This is a genomic window from Microbacterium testaceum (assembly GCF_003075375.1).
Taxonomy (GTDB): Bacteria; Actinomycetota; Actinomycetes; order Actinomycetales; family Microbacteriaceae; genus Microbacterium; species Microbacterium testaceum_E.
Map to the genome: position 1 here is coordinate 1 of NZ_QDFT01000043.1, position 20,751 is coordinate 20,751.

Annotated in this window: 15 protein-coding genes; 7 read left to right on the top strand and 8 right to left on the bottom strand. The window is 72.5% G+C overall.

Going from position 1 to position 20,751, the window contains the following annotated elements; translation table 11 throughout:
• From DC432_RS13445 to DC432_RS13460, 4 genes are all read left to right on the top strand, one after another.
• The coding region (locus DC432_RS13445; RefSeq protein ID WP_431739687.1) for a glutamine amidotransferase-related protein at positions 1 to 268 on the top strand (268 nt) is incomplete at its 5' end.
• A gap of 1 nt (position 269) precedes the next feature.
• Positions 270 to 848, top strand: coding sequence for an NUDIX domain-containing protein (locus DC432_RS13450; RefSeq protein ID WP_116538311.1), 579 nt, complete (start codon positions 270 to 272; stop codon positions 846 to 848).
• A 1-nt stretch (position 849) separates the two neighbouring features.
• Entirely contained in the window at positions 850 to 1,779 is a 930-nt protein-coding gene (gene xerD / locus DC432_RS13455; protein WP_116538312.1) for a site-specific tyrosine recombinase XerD, read from the top strand.
• Between the two features lie 97 nt (positions 1,780 to 1,876).
• Positions 1,877 to 3,517, top strand: a complete 1,641-nt coding sequence (locus tag DC432_RS13460; protein WP_116538313.1) for an ABC-F family ATP-binding cassette domain-containing protein — start codon at positions 1,877 to 1,879, stop codon at positions 3,515 to 3,517.
• A 22-nt stretch (positions 3,518 to 3,539) separates the two neighbouring features.
• Here the strand turns inward: DC432_RS13460 and DC432_RS13465 are convergent, their stop codons facing one another.
• The 5 genes from DC432_RS13465 to DC432_RS13485 all read right to left on the bottom strand — a co-directional run bounded on the left by DC432_RS13465 (position 3,540) and on the right by DC432_RS13485 (position 10,207).
• Entirely contained in the window at positions 3,540 to 3,884 is a 345-nt protein-coding gene (locus DC432_RS13465; RefSeq protein WP_116538314.1) for a LysR family transcriptional regulator, read from the bottom strand.
• Between the two features lie 67 nt (positions 3,885 to 3,951).
• On the bottom strand, positions 3,952 to 6,117 hold the full coding sequence (locus DC432_RS13470; protein ID WP_116538315.1) for an acyltransferase family protein: 2,166 nt from the start codon (positions 6,115 to 6,117) through the stop codon (positions 3,952 to 3,954).
• A 68-nt stretch (positions 6,118 to 6,185) separates the two neighbouring features.
• On the bottom strand, positions 6,186 to 7,724 hold the full coding sequence (locus DC432_RS13475; RefSeq protein WP_165801274.1) for a GMC family oxidoreductase: 1,539 nt from the start codon (positions 7,722 to 7,724) through the stop codon (positions 6,186 to 6,188).
• An 11-nt stretch (positions 7,725 to 7,735) separates the two neighbouring features.
• A complete protein-coding gene (locus DC432_RS13480) occupies positions 7,736 to 9,130 on the bottom strand; it encodes an alpha/beta hydrolase (RefSeq protein WP_116538317.1) in 1,395 nt (464 codons plus the stop codon).
• A gap of 174 nt (positions 9,131 to 9,304) precedes the next feature.
• Positions 9,305 to 10,207, bottom strand: a complete 903-nt coding sequence (locus tag DC432_RS13485; RefSeq protein WP_108317424.1) for an SDR family oxidoreductase — start codon at positions 10,205 to 10,207, stop codon at positions 9,305 to 9,307.
• Between the two features lie 176 nt (positions 10,208 to 10,383).
• Between DC432_RS13485 and DC432_RS13490 the strand changes: the two genes are divergently transcribed.
• Entirely contained in the window at positions 10,384 to 11,424 is a 1,041-nt protein-coding gene (locus DC432_RS13490; RefSeq protein ID WP_116538318.1) for a glycosyltransferase, read from the top strand.
• A gap of 7 nt (positions 11,425 to 11,431) precedes the next feature.
• Here DC432_RS13490 and DC432_RS13495 read toward each other — a convergent pair whose 3' ends face one another.
• From DC432_RS13495 to DC432_RS13505, 3 genes are read right to left on the bottom strand one after another with little or no spacing between them, the layout of a single operon-like run.
• A complete protein-coding gene (locus tag DC432_RS13495) occupies positions 11,432 to 12,214 on the bottom strand; it encodes a hypothetical protein (protein WP_116538319.1) in 783 nt (260 codons plus the stop codon).
• Positions 12,211 to 13,464, bottom strand: a complete 1,254-nt coding sequence (locus DC432_RS13500) for a glycosyltransferase (protein WP_116538320.1) — start codon at positions 13,462 to 13,464, stop codon at positions 12,211 to 12,213. The genes DC432_RS13495 and DC432_RS13500 overlap by 4 nt, the downstream gene beginning before the upstream one ends.
• Before the next feature lie 48 nt (positions 13,465 to 13,512).
• Positions 13,513 to 14,970: an oligosaccharide flippase family protein gene (locus DC432_RS13505; RefSeq protein WP_116538321.1), complete on the bottom strand. Its 1,458-nt coding sequence runs from the start codon at positions 14,968 to 14,970 to the stop codon at positions 13,513 to 13,515.
• Positions 14,971 to 15,002: 32 nt separating this feature from the next.
• On the opposite strand from DC432_RS13505, the gene DC432_RS13510 reads away from it, so the two are divergent.
• A complete protein-coding gene (locus DC432_RS13510) occupies positions 15,003 to 15,713 on the top strand; it encodes a hypothetical protein (protein WP_133177945.1) in 711 nt (236 codons plus the stop codon).
• Positions 15,714 to 16,474: 761 nt separating this feature from the next.
• A complete protein-coding gene (locus DC432_RS13520) occupies positions 16,475 to 20,683 on the top strand; it encodes a LamG-like jellyroll fold domain-containing protein (protein ID WP_116538324.1) in 4,209 nt (1,402 codons plus the stop codon).
• Positions 20,684 to 20,751: the final 68 nt, after the last annotated feature.

Below are 20,751 nucleotides of genomic sequence, written 5' to 3' on the forward strand. Positions count from 1 at the left end.
GCGCCACCGCCMSCGCTACGAGGTCAACAACGCCTCCCGCCAGCAGCTCAGCGACGCGGGCCTGGTGTTCTCGGGCCTCAACCCCGACCTCGACCTCGTCGAGTTCGTGGAGCTTCCGCGCGACGTGCACCCGTACTACATTGCGACGCAGGCGCACCCCGAGCTGCGCTCGCGTCCCACCGAGCCGCACCCGCTGTTCCGTGGACTCGTCGCGGCGTCGCTCGAACGTCACCGCTCGAGCGAGCTGTTCGACGTCGAGGAGGACTGACGTGTCGGAGCTGCGCGACCAGGACGTCGAGCTCGAGGTTCTCTCGAGCGACCTCGTCTACGAGGGCGCCGTCTGGAACGTGCGCTCCGACACCGTCCGCTACGGCGACGGTGAGATGACCCGCCAGTACGTCGATCACCCGGGCGCCGCCGCGGTCGTGGCGATCGACGACGAACGGCGCGTCGTGCTCATCCAGCAGTACCGTCACCCCATCACGCAGCGCGACTGGGAGATCCCCGCCGGTCTGCTCGACGTCGCGGGCGAGCCGCCGCTCGAGACCGCCAAGCGCGAGCTGAGCGAAGAAGTCGACCTGGCCGCGGAGCATTGGCAGCACCTGGTCTCGATGCGCACGACGCCGGGCGGCAGCAACGAGGTCGTGCACATCTTCCTCGCGCGGGGGCTGAGCGCCGTCGAGAACGACTTCGAGCGCGAGCACGAGGAGTCGGACATGCTCGTGCAGCGCATCGAGCTGTCCGAGGTCGTGGACGCGGTGCTCGAGGGTCGGGTGCGAAACGGCATCCTGGCCGTCGGTGCGCTCGCCGCCGCAGAGGTGCTGCGGCGCGAGGCCGACACGGCCTGACGTGGAGCTCGGGCGCGCGGTCGAGGCCTATCTGCGTCACGTCGCGCTCGAGCGCGGGTTGTCGGACCACACCGTCGCCGCCTACCGGCGCGACCTGGACGTCTACGTCGTGTGGCTGCGGTCGCGGGGGATCGCCTCGGTCGACGAGGTGACCCCCGGGCTCGTCGCCGATTTCGCGGCCGAGCGCGCCTCGGCCGAGCCGCCACCCGCGTCGTCATCGCTCGCGCGTCTGCAGTCGTCGGTACGAGGGCTCCACCGGTTCCTCGTGCGCGAGGGGCGGGTCCCAGACGATCCGAGCGGGCGTTTGAGACCGCCGAAGGCGCCCCGCCGCTTGCCGAAGGCCCTGACCATCGGCCAGATCGACGTGCTGCTGGATGCCGCCGGCCCCGCTCCGGGGTCGGCGGACGCCTCGGCGGCCGAACTCGCGGCGGTCCGCGATCGCGCGCTGCTCGAGGTTCTCTACGCCACGGGGGCGCGCGTGTCGGAGATCGTCGAGCTCGACGTCGACGACGCGGCGCACGGCGATCTGCTGCGCGTGCGCGGCAAGGGCGACAAGGAACGCATCGTCCCCGTCGGCTCCTACGCCCGGGCGGCGGTCGACGCGTACCTCACGCGTGTCCGCCCGGCCCTGGCCGCGCGTGGCCGCGCGACGCCACGGCTGTTCCTCGGGGTGCGCGGGGCGCCCCTGTCGCGCCAGAGCGCCTGGCTGATCATCCAGGCCGCGGCCGAGCGAGCAGGACTCACCGCTCACGTCTCGCCGCACACGCTCCGCCATTCGTTCGCGACCCACCTCTTGCAGGGCGGCGCGGACGTGCGGGTGGTGCAGGAACTGCTGGGGCACGCCTCGGTGTCGACCACCCAGATCTACACGCACGTCTCGGTCGACGCGCTTCGGGACGTCTACGCGACCGCCCATCCCCGGGCGCGCTGAAGGCCGGGACGCCGCGGGGGGCTTCCCTCGCGCGCCGCCCGCTCCGCCCTCGACCGGGCTGCCGACGGCCCCCCGCCGAGCCTGCGAAACTGGAGCCATGACCGCCACCCTCGTCGTCCAGAACCTCGCCGGGGGATACGGCCACCGCACGCTCTTCACCGGTGTCGATCTGACCGTCGCGCCCGGTGACGTGGTCGGCGTCGTCGGCGCGAACGGGGCCGGCAAATCCACGCTCCTGCGCCTTCTCGCCGGCGTGGACGAGCCGCAGGAGGGCTCTCTCAGCCTCGCCCCAGCGGACGCCTTCGTCGGGTGGCTGCCGCAGGAGCACGAGCGGATCCCGGGCGAGACCGTGGCGCAGTACATCGCGCGCCGCACGGGGTGCGCCGAGGCGACGGGCGAGATGGATGCCACGGCGGCCGCCCTCGGCGACCCCGGCGCGGTCGGTGCCGACGACGCCTACGCCACCGCCCTCGAGCGCTGGCTCGCCAGCGGGGCGGCCGACCTCGATGAGCGGATGCCGGTCGTGCTGGCCGAGCTCGGGCTGGACGTCGGCGTCGATGCACAGATGACGGGCCTGTCGGGCGGGCAGGCGGCACGCGTGGGATTGGCGGCGCTGCTGCTGTCGCGCTTCGACATCGCGCTGCTCGACGAGCCGACCAACGACCTCGACCTCGACGGCCTCGAACGCCTCGAGATGTTCGTGCGGGGCCTGCGGGGCGGGGTCGTCCTGGTCAGCCACGACCGCGAATTCCTCGCTCGTTCGGTCACCCGCGTGCTCGAGCTCGATCTGGCGCAGAACTCCCACCGCGTCTACGGCGGCGGCTACGACGCGTACCTCGAGGAGCGGGCGACCCTGCGCCGACAGGCGCGGGAGAAGTACGAGGAGTACGCCGAGACGAAGGCCGACCTCGTCTCACGCGCGCGGACGCAGCGCGAGTGGTCGAGTCAGGGCGTGCGGAACGCGATGAAGAAGGCCCCCGACAACGACAAGATCCGTCGCAAAGCCTCGGTGGAGTCGAGCGAGAAGCAGGCGCAGAAGGTGCGCCAGATGGAGAGCCGCATCGCTCGGCTCGACGAGGTCGAGGAGCCCCGCAAGGAGTGGCAGCTCGAGTTCACGATCGGTTCCGCGCCGCGATCCAGCTCGGTCGTCTCGACGCTTTCGGGCGCCGTCTTCCGGCAGGGGGCGTTTCAGCTCGGGCCCGTCTCGCTGCAGGTGAACGCCGGAGAGCGCATCGGAATCACGGGACCCAACGGCGCCGGCAAATCGACGCTGCTGCGCGGCATCCTGGGCAGACAGGCCCCCGACGAGGGGTCGGCCAGCCTCGGCGCCAGCGTCGAGATCGGCGAGATCGATCAGGCCCGCTCCCTCATGGTCGGCGCGCGCCCGCTGGCCGAGACGTTCGAGGGTTTCGTTCCCGAGATGAACGCCGGCGAGGTGCGGACGCTCCTCGCGAAGTTCGGGCTGAAGGCCGACCATGTCACGCGCCCGGTCGACGAGCTCTCGCCGGGTGAGCGCACGCGCGCCGGACTCGCGCTGCTGCAGGCGCGTGGCGTGAACGTGCTCGTGCTGGACGAGCCGACCAACCACCTCGACCTGCCCGCGATCGAGCAGCTCGAGCAGGCGCTCGCCTCGTACACGGGGACGCTGCTGCTCGTGACCCACGATCGGCGGATGCTGGCGGCGGTCGAGACGGACCGCCGCTGGCACGTCGAGGCCGGTCGGGTCACCGAGCTGTAGATCGCGCGCCGGCTGCGTTGGTTCAGCGCCCCTGACGCTTCTTGTACGGCTTGGGCTGACCCTTGACGATGGGGGCGCGGCCCTTGCCCTTCGACGCCTTGGCCTTGCCGCCGCCCGCGGTCTTCTGCTTCGGAGCCGGGGCAGGGGCATCGGCGATGCGTCGATGGGCCTCTTCGAGCAGCAGTGCCCCCGCGGGCAGCAGGCGCGTCGGCGGGGTCCGCTGCACGAGCGGCTGCCCGACCTCTTCTTCGAGCTTGTCGAGGGTCGTGTACAGCGAGGCGAGGGGGATGCCGAGCTTCTCGGCCGTGCGCGGGAAGTGCAGCTCCTCGGCGAGGGCGGCGAACCGGACGAGGTGCTCGAGTTTCATGGCATCCATTCTCCCGTGTCCGGGCGGCGGGATGCCGCCCGCGTGATCACCCCTCGCGCGTGGAGACTCACCCGGGGGCGCCGGGCCGGGGATCCGGCGCACCCAGGAGGGGCTCGAGAGCCTCGTGCAGCGCGGGCCCCAGCTCTCGGCTGTACCGCGCGGTGAGATGGATCTTGTCGACCGTGACGACGCTGCCGCCCACGAACGCGGGGCAGACGGACTCGGCGCAGAAGAGGGGATCGGTGTCGACGAAGAGCGCTCCCGACCGTCGTGCGGCGGCGGTGAGCGCGGCGTCGGCCTGGACGTGCGCGTCGCCGACGGGCGAGATGCAGCTGGCGGGGGAGGACACCACCGAATAGCACGTCCAGAGGTTCGGCCGCTCGGGCGGGGCGGGCAGCACCACCACCGCCCCGGCCGCGGCGGAGTACCGACCCAACGCCCGATCCAGGCCCTCGTCCATCGCGGCCCCGGCCGAGCCCGGCGCCGTCCGTCCGGTACTGGAATCGGACTGCGACAAGAACACCAGGTCGGGGGCGGTGGAACCCACCGCCTGCGCCGCGTAGGCGTGGAACCGGTCGCATTCGGCGAAGTCCGACCCGTCCATTCGGGTGACGGCGACGAAGGCGAACGGGCACTGACCCATCGTCAGGATCGTCACGCTCCACGCGGGGCCGAGTGCGGCACGTATCGCGGGGGCCCAGCTGATGGCGACCGAGTCGCCGACCAGCACGGCGCGACGCGAGGCGCCCGGCTCGCCGAAGACGCAGCGCGTCCCGAGTTGCTCGGGCGATTCGCCCGTCTCGCCGGCCGCGTAGCTGAGACACCCGGAGCGCGTCCACTCGGGGGCGGCCTGGTCGACACCGAGGTCGTCGATGGCGGGGTCGAGATGGCCGGGCCACCTCGTCTCCGAAAGGGCCTCGCGCACGCTCTGCTGCACTGACGCGGCCTCGGGCCCGACCGGCCGGTCGGCCACGAGCGAGGGGAAGGGGGCGTCCGCGTCGACGACGACGGGGGCGGGCAGGGGGACGACCGCCGCCGCGCCCGCGACGCAGGCGACCGTGACGAGCGCACCGAGGACCCCGCGACGGGCGGTGCGGGCGTGGCGGCTGCGCCAGGCGCTCCAGTCGCCGGAGCTCGCCCCGCGCACGAAGAGGGGCGAGTGCCACACCGGCCTCTCGACGGCGACGTACTGTGCGGTGGCCAGGGCGAAGGCGCTCAGGATCGCCACCGAGGCGGCCAGCACCGCGCTCTGCGGGAACAGGCTGAGCGCGAAGACCAGCGCCGGCAGGTGCCAGAGGTACAGGCTGTAGGAGATGTCGCCGACGAAGACCGACGCGCGATTGGCGAGCAGCACCGCGCCGGGCGCCGGACCGCCGATTCCCGAGGCCAGGACAGCGGCGGTGGCGACCACGGGGATGACGGCCCAGGGGGCGGGCCAGGGAAGGTTCGAGGTGATGAGGACCGCCGACCCCAGGATGCCGACGAGACCGCCGGCGAGGAGCACCGCGCGCGACAGGCGGCCGAGGTTCGCGAAGGCCGGGGCCGCGATGGCGAGCATGCCGCCCGCGGCCAGCTCCCACGCGCGGGTGAAGGGGGAGTAGTACGCCGGGACGGGGTGAGCGGTCGAGTCGATGAGCGCCCAGGCGAACGAGGCGGCGACGACCGCGGCGATGCCGCCCTGCATCACGGAGCGCGCCCCCCGCGATCGACCGCCCCCGCGCCGCGCGGCGAGCGTCACGAGCCCGATGAGCAACCAGGGCCAGACCAGGTAGAACTGCTCCTCGACCGACAACGACCAGAAGTGCAGGAGGGGCGAGACGGTGGCGCTCTGCGCGAAGTAGTCGGCCCCGAGCAGGATCTGATACAGGTTGGCGCCGCCCAGCGCCGCCCATCCCGCGTCGAGGGTGACGCCGGCCGCGCGGCCCTGCGACAGCAGCAGCCACGACAGGCCCACCGTGGCGGCCAGCACCGTGAGCGCGGGCGGGGCGATCCGTCGCAGTCGGGCGGCGATGAAGGCGCGGACCGAGATCCGCCCCGTCCTCTCGTGCTCGCGCAGCAGCACACCCGTGATGAGGAAGCCCGACACCACGAAGAACACGTCGACGCCGATGAAGCCCCCGCTGGGCCGATGGGCGACGTGATCGCCGATGACGAGCAGCACCGCCAGAGCGCGAAGCCCCTGGATGTCGGCCCGACGCGGACGCGGGGCGGCTGAGGCGGTGGGGGACGGCACGCGGTGACGCTACCGACCGCCGCCGCAGCACCCGGACGCGCGGTACGGCGCGCATCCGGGTGAGGTCGTCAGGCGGCGGTGGATGCCAGGAAGCGATCCGCCGTACGCAACGACAGGGCCATGATCGTCAGCGCCGGGTTCGCGGCGATCGCCGACGGGAAGACGGAGTTGTCGCAGATCCACAGGTTGGGGATCTCGTGCGAACGCCCGTCCGCGTCGACCACGCCGTCTCCCGGGTCGTTCGACATGCGACAGGTGCCGATGGTGTGGGCCGTGCGGGCCAGCACCATCGTCTCGCGCGCGCCTGCCGCCTCCATCACGCGCAGCATGAACGCCGTCGCGTGCCGGTCGATCGCCTTCTCGTTGTCTCCCGCAGTGAACGACACCCGGGCACGGGGGATGCCGAACTCGTCGACCTCGTCGACCAGCTCGAGACGGTTGTCATCGGACGGCAGGCAATCGGCGTTGATGCCGATGCCGGCCATGAACCGCGACTGATCGAGCCGCTCCATGAGCTCCGGACCCCACAGACCGCCGCCGCGCACGAGCGTCGTCGAGAACGTCAGCGGCATCACGCCCAGGCTCTGCACCAGGTAGCCCCCGGCGAAGTCGGCATCGGCGGGACGCATCATGTCCTCGGAGATCAGCGACGACGGATACCCGCGGTGCCCGCGGACGGGTTCGTCGAAGCGACCCCACACCTGGGTCGCCCCGTGCGCGAGGAAGTTGCGACCCACCTGCCCGTTGTCGTTGGCGAGGCCCGTGTGCAGCAGCAGGCGCGGGGTCTCGACCCCGCCCCCCGCGAGCACGAGGGCTCGGCAGCGCTGGCGCCGGTCGACACCGTCCTTGCGGTACACCACGGCCGCCACGTGTCCGCGCTCGTCGAGTTCGATGCCGTGCACCATCGATTCGCTGCGGATCTCGGCGCCGGCGGCGACGGCCGCGGGCAGGTAGGTGTTGGCGGTGGAGGCCTTGGCATCCACCCGGCACCCCTGGTGGCACTCGCCGCAGTTCACGCACGCGCTGCGCTCGCCGTGGTGGTCCTGCAGGCGCGCGCGGGTGAGGACGGCCGCCGGCGCGTCGGCCCAGCGGACGCCGAGCGCGTCGCAGCCCTTCGCGACGAGGTTCGCGGGGGCGTTTCGCGCCGCCGGGGCGTAGGCGTAGCGGCGCGAGGGGTCCCACGGGTAGGGCGTCGGGCCCGAGACGCCGATGTCGCCCTCGACGCGCTCGACGTAGGACAGCAGCTCGTCGGGATCGACCGGCCAGTCCCGCCCCACACCCGACTCGGTGCGCAGCGCCAGGTCGCGGCGGTCGGGACGCGGGGTGAAGGCCCCCCAGTGCAGCATCGAGCCGCCCACGCCGCGTCCGCTGTTGTTCGGACCGAAGGCCGTGGGGTCGTCTCCGCCGCTGAGGCGCTCCGACATCCAGTTGATCTCGACCGCTTCGGTCTCGTCGGGCGTGAGGTCGTCGAGGGCGAAGTGGCGACCGGCTTCGAGCGCGACCACGCTCAGCCCCTTCCGCGCCAGCTCGGCCGTCAGCGGAGCGCCCCCGGCGCCGGTTCCGACGACGACGACGTCGACCGTCTCGTCGTCCGTGAACGTACGCATCGCTTCGAGGTTCATGCGGCGTCTCCCGTCGCGATCGTGCCGCCCACCCCGGACGGCTCCCAGTCTTCTCGGCGTCCCAGACGCAGCTCCACGAAGCCGCGGATCGGCGATCCGCCCGTGGCGAAGCCGTCGTAGCCCACGCGCGCCATGCTGGCGGGGTGCGCGAGCCACTGGCGGACGAGGTCGTTGCGGGCGTCCTCGAGCCAGGCTTTTAGCCGAGCCGCGTCGAGGGGACCGCCGTCCTCGCCCTCGCCCTCGATCGCGGCGCGGAGCACGCGGTCGCGATCCGCGGGGTCGGTCGGCCATGAGGCGGCGAGCGTGTCGAGACCGCGGCGGTACGCCTCGGGGTCGGCCGGCAGGTCTGCGGGACGCCACCCGTCTCCCTCGCCGCGAGCGAGCTGGGCGTCCACGCGCGCGGCGATGTCGATCGCCGGGCCCTCCTGCGGGACGACGAGGTCGGCGATCTCGCGCAGGAGCGTCAGCTGCGCGAGGTCGAGCACCCCGGGGGCGTACCCGCGGTCGTCGGGCAGCGCGCGGCGGGCCAGGATGCCGCGGACGCGCGCGTCGACGCGGTCACCGGCGATCAGGCGGACCCACTCCGCCGGAACGACCGGGCCCACCCGCACCTCGTCGTCGACGAACGCCTCGATGGCCGCGGCCGCTTCGGCGTCCCGTTCGAGCGGGATGAGGTGACCGGTGTCGGCGAGCGTCGCGAAGCGGGCGCGGGGGTAGACGGAGGCGAGCAGACCCGGTTGAGCGGCGGCGCCGAGGTCGGCGTCGTCGGTGCCCGCGAGCACCAGGACCGGCAGGTCGAGCGTCTGCACCTGGGCGGTGGCGTCGACCGTGCTCCCGGTCTCGAGCCACGCGCGCCACGCCGCGGGAGAGGTGCGACGCAGATCGGCGACCGACTGAGCGTGCGCCGCGTCGTCGAGCGGGCGGGCGACGTTCTGGGAGAGGAAGGTGTCGGCATCCTGCTCCGAGATCGGCCCCTCGGCCACCCACGAGAGCATGAGCGCACGGCGCTCCTCGTCCATCGGTTCGGGCCGGGGAGGGGACGGCGCCATCAGCACCAGGCCGCCCAACCCGAACAGCGACGCGTCTCCGCGCAGGACACGGGATGCCACGAGCGCGGCGATCTTGCCGCCCATGCTGTGGCCGCCCAGCAGCCACCGGCCGCGGGCCTCGGCGTGCAGACGGCGTTCCACGTGCGCGACGCTCGCCGCGAGGCTGGAGTCGTCGGCAGCCGCCTCGTCCCCGAAACCGGGCAGGTCGATGCCGACGACGCGGACACGGCCCTCGAGACGCGAGGCGAGACGGTCGAACGATCGGGCGCTGGCACCCAGCGCGTGCAGCAGATACAGGGTGGGGGTCGCCTCGTCGGGTGCGGAAGCGGTGTCTTCGGACATGCACTCACCGTTTCGCACCCGGGGGTGCCGCGAGGGTCGCTTGCCAAGCGAGACGTTTTGCGCAAGCGTCCGCGGCGACGACACGGCCGGCCCGCGGAGAACGCGAAGGGCGCGACCGCCGACACCGTGTCGGGGGTCCCGCCCTTCGGCTCGTCCGGAGCCCGTCCGGCGTGATTACGGCGTGACCATGCCGCCGTTGACGTTGAGCGTCTCGCCCGAGACGTAGCTGGATTCCGCCGACGCGAGGAAGACGAACGCCGGGGCGATCTCGGCCGGCTGACCGGCGCGCTGGTAGGTGCTCTCGTCGTCGAAGTGCTCCATCTGATCGTCGGACACGCCCTGGCTCACCTGCAGGGCGGACCAGGTGGGGCCCGGTGCGACGACGTTGACCCGGATGCCGCGTGAGGCCAGCTGCTGCGCGAGACCCTTGGAGAGGTTGTTGATGGCGGCCTTCGTCGCCGCGTAGTCGAGGCGGTCGGGGGCGGGCACGTAGGCCTCGAGGGAGGCGGTGTTGATGATCGTGCCGCCCTCGGGCAGGTGCGCGAGCGCGGCCTTGGTGATCCAGAACGGGGCGAACACGTTCGTCCGGAAGGTCTGCTCGAACTGCTCGTCGGACAGGTCGTCGACCTTCTCGACCATCACCTGCTTGCCGGCGTTGTTCACCACGATGTCGAGGCCGCCGAGGGCCTCGGCGGTGCGGGCGACGAGTTCGCGGCACGCGCCGGGATCGGTGATGTCGGTAGCGATCGAGACGCCCGTGCGCCCGGCATCCCGGATCTGCTCGAGGATGTGGTCGGCGTCGCGCTGTTCGTCCGGGAGGTGCACGATCGCCACGTCGGCGCCCTCGCGCGCGAAGGCGATCGCGACCGCCCCGCCGATGCCGGAGTCGCCGCCGGTGATGAGGGCCTTGCGCCCCTGCAGGCGGCCCAGACCGCGGTAGGTCTTCTCGCCGAGGTCGGGAACGGGGGTCATGTCGGCCTGCACGCCCGGCTCGGGCTGATGCTGCAGCGGGGGCTCGACGCGGGAGTAGCGGGTGACGGGGTTGTCGAAGGTGAACTGGTCGCGATCGGAGGTCATGCTCCGACGCTAGGCAGGGCCCGCCGCGGGACGCACGGCCTTGACGAGGGGCGCGACGCCCTGCCCTCCCGTCGAGGTGATTCGAATGGATGCCACGGGTGAAGCGCCGGACCAAGCTCGGCGGTCAGAGGGCGAACACGATCCGCGCCCGCGTCGCCGGTGTCTAGCGTCGCGACGTGATCCCTGACCCCGCGCCGCGCGTCGTCGCGCATCTCGTCGACCGCACGACCGGGGGAGTCCCCGTGGCGGTGCGCAGCTACATCCGCACCTCGCCTCCCGCGTATCGCCACGTGATCGTGTCCCCGCCCGTCGCAGGAGGACCGGCGCCGGTGTGGGCGGGGGGCGACGCCGCGCACGTGGCATGGGACGCGTCGACCCCGGTCCGCGCGCTCCGCGACCTCCGCGGCATCCTGCGCCGCGGGCGGTTCGACGTCGTGCACGCGCACTCCAGCTTTCCCGGCGTGTACGCGCGGCTGCTCCGTCCGGCCCGGACGCGCGTCGTCTACACCCCGCACTGCTTCGCCTTCGCGCGCACCGACGTCTCGTTCGTCCATCGTTCGGTCTACCGCGTGATCGAGCGGACGCTCGCCGGACGGACGACGGTGCTCGCGGCGTGCGGGCCCGGAGAACGTGACGAGGCGCTGGGCGTGGGGATCGCCGCGCACCGCGCGCTCGTCATCCCCAATCTGCCGTCTCTCGTCGACGTCCACGCCCGCCCCCCACGGGCGCTGCGGGACGGCGTGCTGCGCCTCGGGATGCTCGGACGGTGGTCGCCGCAGAAGGACCCGGGTTTCTTCGTCGACCGCGTCGCGTCTCTTCGCCACGCGCTCGCCGACGTGGACGTCCGGGCCACGTGGATCGGGGACGGGAGCGCTGCCCCCGGCATCCGGGTCACCGGGTGGGTCGGGGCCGGGTGCGTCCGCCGCGAGCTCGACGAGCTCGACGTCTACCTGCACACCGCGGCGTGGGAGGGGTTTCCGATCGCGATCCTGGATGCCGACGCGGCCGGCCTGCCCATCCTGGCGCGGCGCATCCCCGCGCTGCCCGACCTGCCGGCCGCGTTGACCCTGGACGAGGGCGAGGCCGCGCTCGTCGCCGCGGTGCGGGAGCGGAGGTTCGTCGCGTGGAGCGCCGAGAACCGGCGGGGCTGGCGCGCATACCTCGGCCACCGAGATGCGCACACCCAGGGCGACGCGCTGGCGCGCGCCTGGGGATGACCCGGCCTCACTCGTATCGCAGCTCGCGGGCGATCCGCCGGGGATCGGTCTCTTGACCGTAGCCGTGGCGCGCCGGCGAGAAACGGGTGCGCAGCCGCGCCCCGGCCCGCATCTTCCAGAGCTTCCACGGCACGCGTTCGAGAGGGGTGATGAGCGTCGTCATCGGCAGTCGCGCCCGCCACTTCAGACGCATGTACCGGTGGGCACGCGCGTAGCCGCCGCCGAGCGAGGTGATCGGCTTCGCGTGGTGCACGATCTGCAGGGGAAGGGCGTAGGACCGACGACCCTGGAGGCGTCCCATCTGCACGAGGTCGACGCCGTAGAGGTGAAAGCCGGGCACGTCGAGGTCGACGAGGGACAGGTCGCCGGCGCGCAGGATCAGCAGGCATTCGTCGAGACACTCCACGGGCGCGGGACCGGTGATCCGCTCTCCCACGACGCGTCCGCGGTCGGTGCTCCACACTGTTCCGTGCGTTACGCGTGCAGCGTCGCGACCGATCGCTCCGGCGACCGCCCATGCCGGGTCGAGCCGATCGAGGGTGGCGAGTCGCTCGGCGAGCGTGGAGAAGAAACCGCGCGGAAGGTAGACGTCCTGGTGGGCGTAGACGACGAAACCGTCGGTGGCCGCCCACAGGGCATCGGCGATCACTCCGTTTGCCGAGCGCGCGCCGCGGATGACCCGCAGAGGGATCCGCTCGGAAGACAGGTCCGGCGAGGCGGCGAGGCACCGGGCGAGGGTCTCGTCGTCGTTGACGGGGGCGACGACGACGAAGGGGGGTGCGGTGTTCACGGGGACTCCGGGGGTCGAGGGGACAGGGGCGAGGGAGGGTCCAGGAGACGCCCTAGCGACCGGCGGAACGTCTCTTCCGAGAACTCTCGCGACGCCCACCGTCGGGCGGCACGCGCGACGACCGCCGCGTCTTCGGGTCGATCCGCGGCGGCGAGGAGGGCGTCGGCGAAGGCGACCGGCGTGTCGGCCCGCCCCCACACCAGGGTGGGGTCGTCGGTGATGCCCTCGAGCCCCACCGACGTGGAGACGACGGGCACCTGCCAGAGCATCGCCAGGACGGTCTTGAACTTGACCCCCGCACCGTCGCGGACGGGGACGGCGGCCACGTCGGCGCGGGTGTAGAAGCTGTCGAGGCTGGGCTGATACCCCGTGATCTCGATCCCGGAGCCGGGGGATGCCAGAGCCCTCATCTCGGCGGTCGGATCCGCCCCCGCGAGGATCAGGCGCGCGTCGGGGCGCGCGGCACGAACACGGGGCCACACCTCGCGGCACAGCCAGAGCGCGGCACGGGCGTTGTCGGCGCGGCGGAACCACCCGACGTAGAGCACCTCGAACGGGCGGGAACCGTCGCGTCCGTCGGCGTCGCGAGGCGTGACGTCGGCGACGCCGCCGGCCAGAGGGGGGCGCACGACCTCGACGACGACGGCCGGCGGAGCGAGCGTGCGCGCCATCGCCGCGTCCTTCTCGCTGAAGACGACCGCCGTGTCGACACGCGAGATGGCCCGCCGTTCCGCGCGCCGCACGAGCGCGACCTTGAGCGAACGGATCGCGCGCGCCGGTAGGCCGCCCCGCCCGCCGTCGCGCTGCCGCGTCACCTGCTGGGTCATGACGTCGTGCAGCACCAGCATCGTTCGCGCGTGCGGCGCCGCGAACCGCGCGACGACCCCGCCCAGGTCCGCTGCCTGGGTCCACTGGTACTCCACGACGTCCGCTGTCGCGAGAGCGGCGCGAGCACCGGCCGACCGCGAGAGTCCGCGGTGCTCATCGCGTCCCACTCGGGCGGGAGAGAGTCGGCGTGTCAGTCGTTCGACGGGGCCGGGGTGCGAGAGCGATCGGGCGGGGTACAGGACGACGGCATCGGCCGGAACGCCACGCGCGGTCGCGCGACGGTTCTCGTCCGTATCGGGGGCGATGAACGTCAGCATGTGGCCCAGCTCGCGCAGTGCCTGTGCGTGGCGCAGCACGTAGTCCCCACCCGCGTGCGGGATGCCGTCGTAGGGCACGCTGCGCGTCACGCTCGCGATGTGCATGTGTCTCCTCGCCGGTCCCTCCGAGCGTGGCGGATCGTCGCCGCGCGCTCAGTCGGCGGTCGGGCGGGAGGGACGGATGAACTCGCGGATCACGGCGAGGTCGGCGCGGGCGACCAGCGCCGTCGCCGCGGCCGCGGTCGCACCCCACGCGGCGACGAGGACGAGAAGGCGGGGCAGCGGATCCCAGGTGGACACGGCCGAGAGGTCGATCGCCGTGGCCGCCGCCCAGGCGGCGAGGAACACGGCCAGGATGCGGGTGGCGGACCCGGCGAGACGCAGGCCCGAGATCCCCGCCCGGGGAAGGAAGACGAACGTCGATCCCGCCCACACGACCGCGTGCCCGAGAGCGATCGCGCCCGCGACCCAGAGCGGACCGAGCGGCGCCCACGCGACCGCGAGGGCGATCATGACTCCTCGTCCCGCGGCCTCGGCGCCGAGCAGCAGCCCGGGACGACCCCGTGCGACGAACGCCCAGTAGCCGACGTACCCCACCGTCTGGAACACCGCACCGATCGCGAACACGGGCACGAACGCCGCCGCCGGTCGCCACTCCGCTCCCAGGACGAGGTGGATGGCGGGGCCCGCCGTCGAGGCGAGCAGGCTGATGTACCCGAGCACGGGGACGCACAGCAGGACCTGGAACCTCGCCAGGCGTCGCTGCACGTCGGCGGCGTCCGGCGCTCGGCTCAGCGCGGGAATGACGATGCGCGTCAGCGGGCTGGCCAGTTGTTCGAGAGGCAGATTCACCAGCTGGTTCGCCCGGCTGAACAAACCCAATACTCCGGCCCCGGATGCGGCGCCCACGGTCATCGTGCCGATGTTCGACGACGTGTAGTTCAGCAGATGCACCACGAAGGTGTTGCCTCCGAACGACAGCAGACGGCGGATGGGTACTCCGCGACGGGGCGGTCGTGGCATCCATCCGGCGCAGGCGACGGCGGCCACCAGCGTCACGGCCGCCGCGATCGCGCCCTGCAGGGACAGCCCGATGACGCCGTACCCTCCGACCGCCAGGGTCGCGGCGGCGACCAGGCCGAGCGCGTCGCCGGCGAACTCCACCGCCGCGAGGGTGCCGAGACGCCCCGACCGGTTGAGCTCGACGCGGTATTGGACGCTCGCGGAGCGCAGCGCGAACGCCGGTGCGAGAAGGAGGAGCACCGTCGTGAGGCGCTCGTCGCCGAAGGCGGAGCCCGCGGGCAGGGCCGCCGCGACGACCACCGCCGCAGCCCCCACCCCGACGGCCGTGTTGATCCAGAACAGCAGGTCGCGCTGTGCGGGCGAAAGGACGGGGGCGCGGAGCGCGGCGAGGCTCAGACCGAAGTCGCCGAGGACGGCGGCGAAGCCGGCCAGGGCGAGCCCGAGCGACACGAGCCCGAAGTCGGCGGGGGCGATCAGCCGCGCGAGCAGGACGATTCCGCCCACCTGCACGGCGTACTTGCCCCACTGCGCCGCGAGGAGGGCCAACGCTCCACCTCGCCCGGGCACCACGGACTCGGGCGTCGGCACGCGACATCTCCTCGGGTTGTAGCTTTCGGGCGATGAGCAGGTTAGCGAGCACCCGCGTCAGCGCCGGACGTCGACGCGACGAGCGTCAGGGGCGAGATCGGCGGTCGCGCCGACGCGGGGCGGCCGTCCTGCTTCTCGCGCTCGCGTCGCTCGCCGAACCGGTGACCGAGGCCCTGACCACGGACCGTGCCCACTACGTCGAAGGTGCCCTCACCGCCCCGCGCCCCCTGGTCGAGGCCGCCGCCGCCACCGCGAACACCGTGATCCCCCTGGTCGCGGTAGCCGTGCTGCTGGGAGCGATGCTCTGGTCGAAGGTCGATGCGATCGCCCTCGGCGTGGTCGCCCTGCCGTCGATCATCGCGGTCGCCGACGAGTTCGCCCACGACCGCCCGGTCGGCCCTGCTCTGCTGCTGCCCGCACTCGCCGGGGCTCTCGTCATCACCCTGCGGGTGAAATGGTCCGATCTGGTCCTGCTCGGACGGATCGGCGCCCTCGTCGCCGTCGCCTCGTTGATCGGCATGGCCGTCGACCCGGAGCGCGTGCTCATGTCGGCGGGTCTGGCGCACGCCGAGAAGTCCCTCACGGGCGCCCCCCTGCTCGCGGGGATCTTCTCGCACTCCAACACCTTCGGCCTGTTCCTCGGCCTGGTCGACGCGGGCCCGTCGTCGGCGGCGCGCTGTTCGCCGTTGGCCTTGACCGCACCGATGAGCGTCCCGCCGCACTGCGGGGTGGCGAAGAGGTAGCGGTCGGCGGAGGAGCCCAGGCTGTAGGCCCAGGCGCAGTCCTGCCCGCCGGACCACTTGATCCAGGCCGAGATGGTGACGTCACCGGTTGTGGCATCGGTCAGACCAGGGGCCATCTCGACGAAGGCAGCGCCGGAACCGGCCGCGCCGCCGGGGAGGGCCAGCGCGTGATCCGATCCGCCGCGCGGTCCGGCGACGATGCTCGCGCCGGCTCCCCGGACCGTGCCCGGGTGCGCGCCGGCGCCGTCGGCGACCGCGGTGCCCGCGGCCGCGGTGCCGAGCGGGAGCGCGTCGAAGTCGTACAGCAGGGCGGCGGTCGGAGGGGCCGCCTGAGCCGGGGCGATCCCGGTGACGAGGCCACCGCCCACCAGGGCGGCGGCGAGGGCGAGAGCCGCGGGTCGACGTGAACGCATGCGAGGGCCTTTCGGGCGGACGGGCGGAGCGGCTCGTCCGGTGCGCCCTCGGGAAGGCGACCGGACCGCACCTCTTCGTGGCGGCCAAGACGTCGGACGGGATTCGACGGACTCGGGTCGCGACCGACCATAGAGCCCCGCCGTCGCTGCGCGCAACACGCATGTGAACCTTCACCTCGTGACCTGATCGTTGCTTGACGGCGCATTCGGGCGGCAATACGGTTCCAGCAAGTGTGAGCGCTAACACGGCGCCGCCGGTCCCGGCAGAGCAGCCGCGTGGCCGGCCCGGACGTGGAGGCACGAGCACCGCCCCGCCCGCCCCTCCACCCGAACGGAGCGTCCACCCCCATGCGCGTCCCCCGTCTGCTCGCCGCCACCGCCATCGCCGCGGTGACGGCGTCGGCCCTGGTCACCCCGCCCGCGGCGATCGCCGCGCCGGTGGTCGATCCCGGGCTGCACTACACGTTCGACACCCTCACCGGCACTCTCGGTGCCGGTGCCGCCATCCCCGACACCGGTGTGCGCGCGACGCGCAGCGACGGCGTCGTCGGAAACGGCGGCATCACCGTGGTACCCGGTGTGACCGGCGCCGCCGACGACAAGGCCATCCGCCTGTCGGGCGGACGCAACGACGCCGACGCGGTCGCGTCGTACGTGACGCTGCCCAACGACATCGTCTCGTCGAGCGACAAGGCCGTGACCGTCAGCATGTGGACGAAGTGGGAGGGCGCGGGCAACGGCGCGTGCCAGCTCGCGTTCGGCCTGGGCCGGTCCACGACGAAGAACCTCTTGGCATCCACCAGCTGCGCCGGAACCTACGGAGCCGTGTCGGACGGTACGGGCGAACGCCGCGTCGGCAACGGTGGTGCGGACCTGCCGGTGGGCCAGTGGGCCAACATCGCCCTGGTGTTCCAGCCCGGCCAGCGCATCGCCTACTACGTCAACGGTCAGCTCGACGGCGGCGAGGCGGAGCAGACCGGTATCGCGCAGACCATCGACGCCGCGCTCGGGCAGAACGGCGTGGGCGGCTATCTCGGACGCTCGTTCTGGGACGACCCGTTCTACGCCGGCGCCATCGACGACGTGCGGATCTGGAACAGCGCCCTCTCGGCCGACGACCTGCGCGCGGTCGGGGCCGACGGCTACCGCGCCGTGCTGGCATCCGACGCCGTCTCGCTCGGGGACACCTCGAGCGTCGACCGCGACCTCAAGCTCCCCGTCACGACCGCGGCCGGTTCGACGGTCACGTGGGCGACGAGCGACGCCCGCGTCATCACCGCGGACGGAAGAGTCACCCGCCCGGCCGCGAACGCCGGCGACGCGACCGCGACGCTCACCCCGACCTTCGGCCTGGGCGGCCAGACCCGAACGGGAGCGCCCATCACGGTGACGGTTCGCGCCCTGTCCGGCACAGAGCAGGAAGAAGCGGTTCGCCAGGTCGCCGACGCGCTGCCGACCCAGGCCGGACTCTCGGGCGATGTGCGCGGCTCGATCGCGCTGCCCACCGCGGGTGCCGACATCTCGCAGGACTTCCCGTCGGCGCTGGCCGACGACGTCGCGATCTCCTGGTCCTCGTCGAACCCCGCCGTGGTGTCCGACGCCGATGCCGGCGCAGCGCCGAACATCGTGCGCAAGGGCAGCGTCACCCGCGGTGCCGCCGATCAGCAGGTCACGCTGACCGCGAAGCTCACATTGGGGGCCGCCACCCGGACCGTGCAACTGCCCGTCACGGTGCTCGCCGCCGCGACGCACACGCGGGACGACGATGAGGCCTACCTTTTCGCCTACTTCCGAGACAACTCCATCGAGGGCGAGAAGATCCGCTTCGCCGTCTCGGAGGGCAACGATGCGCTGAACTACCGCACACTCAACGACGCCAATCCGGTGCTCGAATCCACGAAGGGTGCTCTCGGTCTGCGCGACCCGTTCGTGCTGCGCTCCAAGGAGGGCGACCGCTTCTTCTTGATCGCCACCGACCAGTCCGCCGGGCGCACCGGCTTCGTGACCGATCACGGCAGCCTGAACCTCTCGATCTGGGAGTCCACCGACCTGGTGAACTGGGGCGAGCAGCGTCTCATCCCGGTCGCTCCGCCGAGCGCCGGCATGGCGTGGGCGCCCGAGGCCCACTACGACCCCACGATCGACGCCTACGTCGTGTACTGGGCGTCGCGCGTCTTCGTCGACGACGCCCACACGCAGGATGACGGCAATGGGCCGCAGATCCTGATGGCGACCACGCGCGACTTCGTGAACTTCTCGCCTGCGGTTCCGTACATCAAGTCGTCGGACATCCCGAACCTCGTCAAGGGACAGGGACTCATCGACACGACGATCATGGAGCGCGACGGCGTCTATTACCGCTTCACCAAGGGCACGGAGCAGACGGCCTGCCGCCCCGACATCGTCGCCGAGAAGGGCACCGACCTGCGCGCCCCCTCGACCTCGGGCGAGTGGGACAAGTTCGACACCTGCCTCTCGGCGAACGCCGGCCTGCCCGAGACCGAGGGCCCCTCGGCGTTCCGGTCCAACCCCGGTGACATCAACGGCGATCGCAACTACGTCCTCGTCGACTGGTACGGCGGCGTCGGATACATCCCGCTCTACACGGAGTCCCTCGAAGAGGGGAAGATCGACTGGAAGGTGCCCGCGCAGTATGCGCTGCCGGCCTCGCCGCGGCACGGCGTCGCGCTGGGCATCACCCGCGCGGAGCGGGACCGCCTGATCGCGAAGTGGAACCCCGACGAGCTGGTGACCTCGGTCGCCCCCGTCTCGGTCGAGGTCGCCCCGGGAACGACGTCGGTCGCTCTCCCTGCCACAGTGAAGGCCACCCGAGCCGCCGGCGCGATCGATGTCGCCGTGACCTGGGACGAGCAGGACCTCTCCTCGCTCCGGGCCGCGGGCGACAAGGTCGAGGTGCGCGGTGCGCTGAACGACGGCTCGGCGACACCGGCGATCGCCACGATCACCGCGGTCGCCACGCCGGTGGCATCCGCGGCGATCACCATCGGGTACGACTCGAGCGTCGTGGCGCGTGGATCGACGTCGACGCTGACGGCGTCGGTGGCGCCCGCCAACGCCGATCAGAAGGTCACCTGGAGCTCGAACGATCCCGCCGTGGCTTCGGTCGACGCCGCGGGAAGGGTCACGGGGGTGTCGAACGGCGAGGCGGTCATCACCGCCAAGAGCTCGGACGGCCGCAAGGCTCTGCTCCCGATCACCGTCGCTGCGCCCGAAACAGACCTGCTGCTGCACTACAGCTTCGACGGGGCGAGTGCCACGATCGACGGTGCCCGCATCACGGACGTATCGGGCCGCGGTCACGACGCCACCATCAGGGGAACGGGCGCCACGGCCGCACCGGGTGCGCGAGGTGTCGCGGGAGACTCCGCGATCTCGTTCCCGGGTGGCGCTCCCGGCTCGGTGGCCGCGTTCGCCGAGATCGGAGGGGACGTCGTCCCCGACGGCACGCGCGACCTGACGGTGTCGAGCTGGGTGAAGTGGGACGGAACCGCCGCGTGCGAGTGGCCGCTGTCTCTCGGATCGAGCACGACGAACTACCTGTTCACCAGCCCCGACTGCGGCGGCGTCGCGGCGGGTGTCAAGTCGGGCTTCACCGAGAACAAGTCCGGTGCGGCGCGGCTGCAGCCGGGCACCTGGGCGCAGGTCACGATCGTGCTGACGGGGAGGAAGACGCTCGTCACCTACGTCGACGGCAAGAAGGTCGCCGAGGTCGCCACGATCTTCGACGCCTCCGACCTGGAAGCGCTGAAGGGCGTGGGCGGTCTGCTGGCCAAGTCGCAGTATCCCGCGGACCGTCTGTTCGGGGGCGACCTCGACGACGTGCGGGTGTACGGACGGGCTCTGGATGCCACCGAGGTGACGACGCTGTTCACGAAGGGGACGCTCGAGAGCGGCGTGACGCCGACTCCCACGGCATCGCCCACGGCTTCGCCGACTGCGTCGCCGACCGCGTCGCCGACGGCATCGCCGACCGCGTCGCCGACGGCGTCGCCGACCGCGTCGCCGACCGCCTCGCCGGAGCCCACGGTGGCCCCGACGGGCCAGCCCACGGCGTCGCCGGAACCCACGACGGCCCCGACCGGTCAGCCCACCTCGTCGCCGAGCCCCTCGGCATCCGCGTCCGCCACTCCCGTCGCGAACGCGGCGGCGGGCACCACGGCCACGGTCAGCTCCTCGCGTGTCGAGCGCGGCGGGTCGTTCACCGCGACGGTGACGGGGGTCAAGCCCGGTGAGCAGCTCGCGGCGACGCTGAACAGCCAGCCGCTCGTGATCACGGGCATTCCGAAGGCCGACGATCGCGGTTCGGTGACGTTCCGTGTGAATGTGCCGGCGGACTTCGCGCTCGGCACTCACACGCTGGTGATCGTGCGCGACGACGGTCGGACGTTCGCGTCGATCCCCGTGCAGGTGGTCGCTCCGGGTGCGCTCGCCGCGACCGGTGCGGACCTTCCCTGGGGCCTGGGGATCGGTGCGCTGCTCATGGTGGCCGCCGGTGCGGCCCTGACGATCGGCCAACGCCGTACCCGGGTGAACTGACCTCACCCCGCGCGGGTCCTCGTCCCTCGGGACGGGGGCCCGCGYGGGGTGAGGTCAGTTCACCCGGG

Bases quoted from the DNA above. Each gene is read 5' to 3' on its own strand.
- DC432_RS13520 (WP_116538324.1), top strand. From the start codon at position 16,475: ATGCGCGTCCCCCGTCTGCTCGCCGCCACCGCCATCGCCGCGGTGACG.
- DC432_RS13480 (WP_116538317.1), bottom strand. From the start codon at position 9,130: ATGTCCGAAGACACCGCTTCCGCACCCGACGAGGCGACCCCCACCCTG.
- DC432_RS13510 (WP_133177945.1), top strand. From the start codon at position 15,003: ATGAGCAGGTTAGCGAGCACCCGCGTCAGCGCCGGACGTCGACGCGAC.
- DC432_RS13475 (WP_165801274.1), bottom strand. From the start codon at position 7,724: ATGCGTACGTTCACGGACGACGAGACGGTCGACGTCGTCGTCGTCGGA.
- DC432_RS13500 (WP_116538320.1), bottom strand. From the start codon at position 13,464: ATGCACATCGCGAGCGTGACGCGCAGCGTGCCCTACGACGGCATCCCG.
- DC432_RS13460 (WP_116538313.1), top strand. From the start codon at position 1,877: ATGACCGCCACCCTCGTCGTCCAGAACCTCGCCGGGGGATACGGCCAC.
- DC432_RS13485 (WP_108317424.1), bottom strand. From the start codon at position 10,207: ATGACCTCCGATCGCGACCAGTTCACCTTCGACAACCCCGTCACCCGC.
- DC432_RS13465 (WP_116538314.1), bottom strand. From the start codon at position 3,884: ATGAAACTCGAGCACCTCGTCCGGTTCGCCGCCCTCGCCGAGGAGCTG.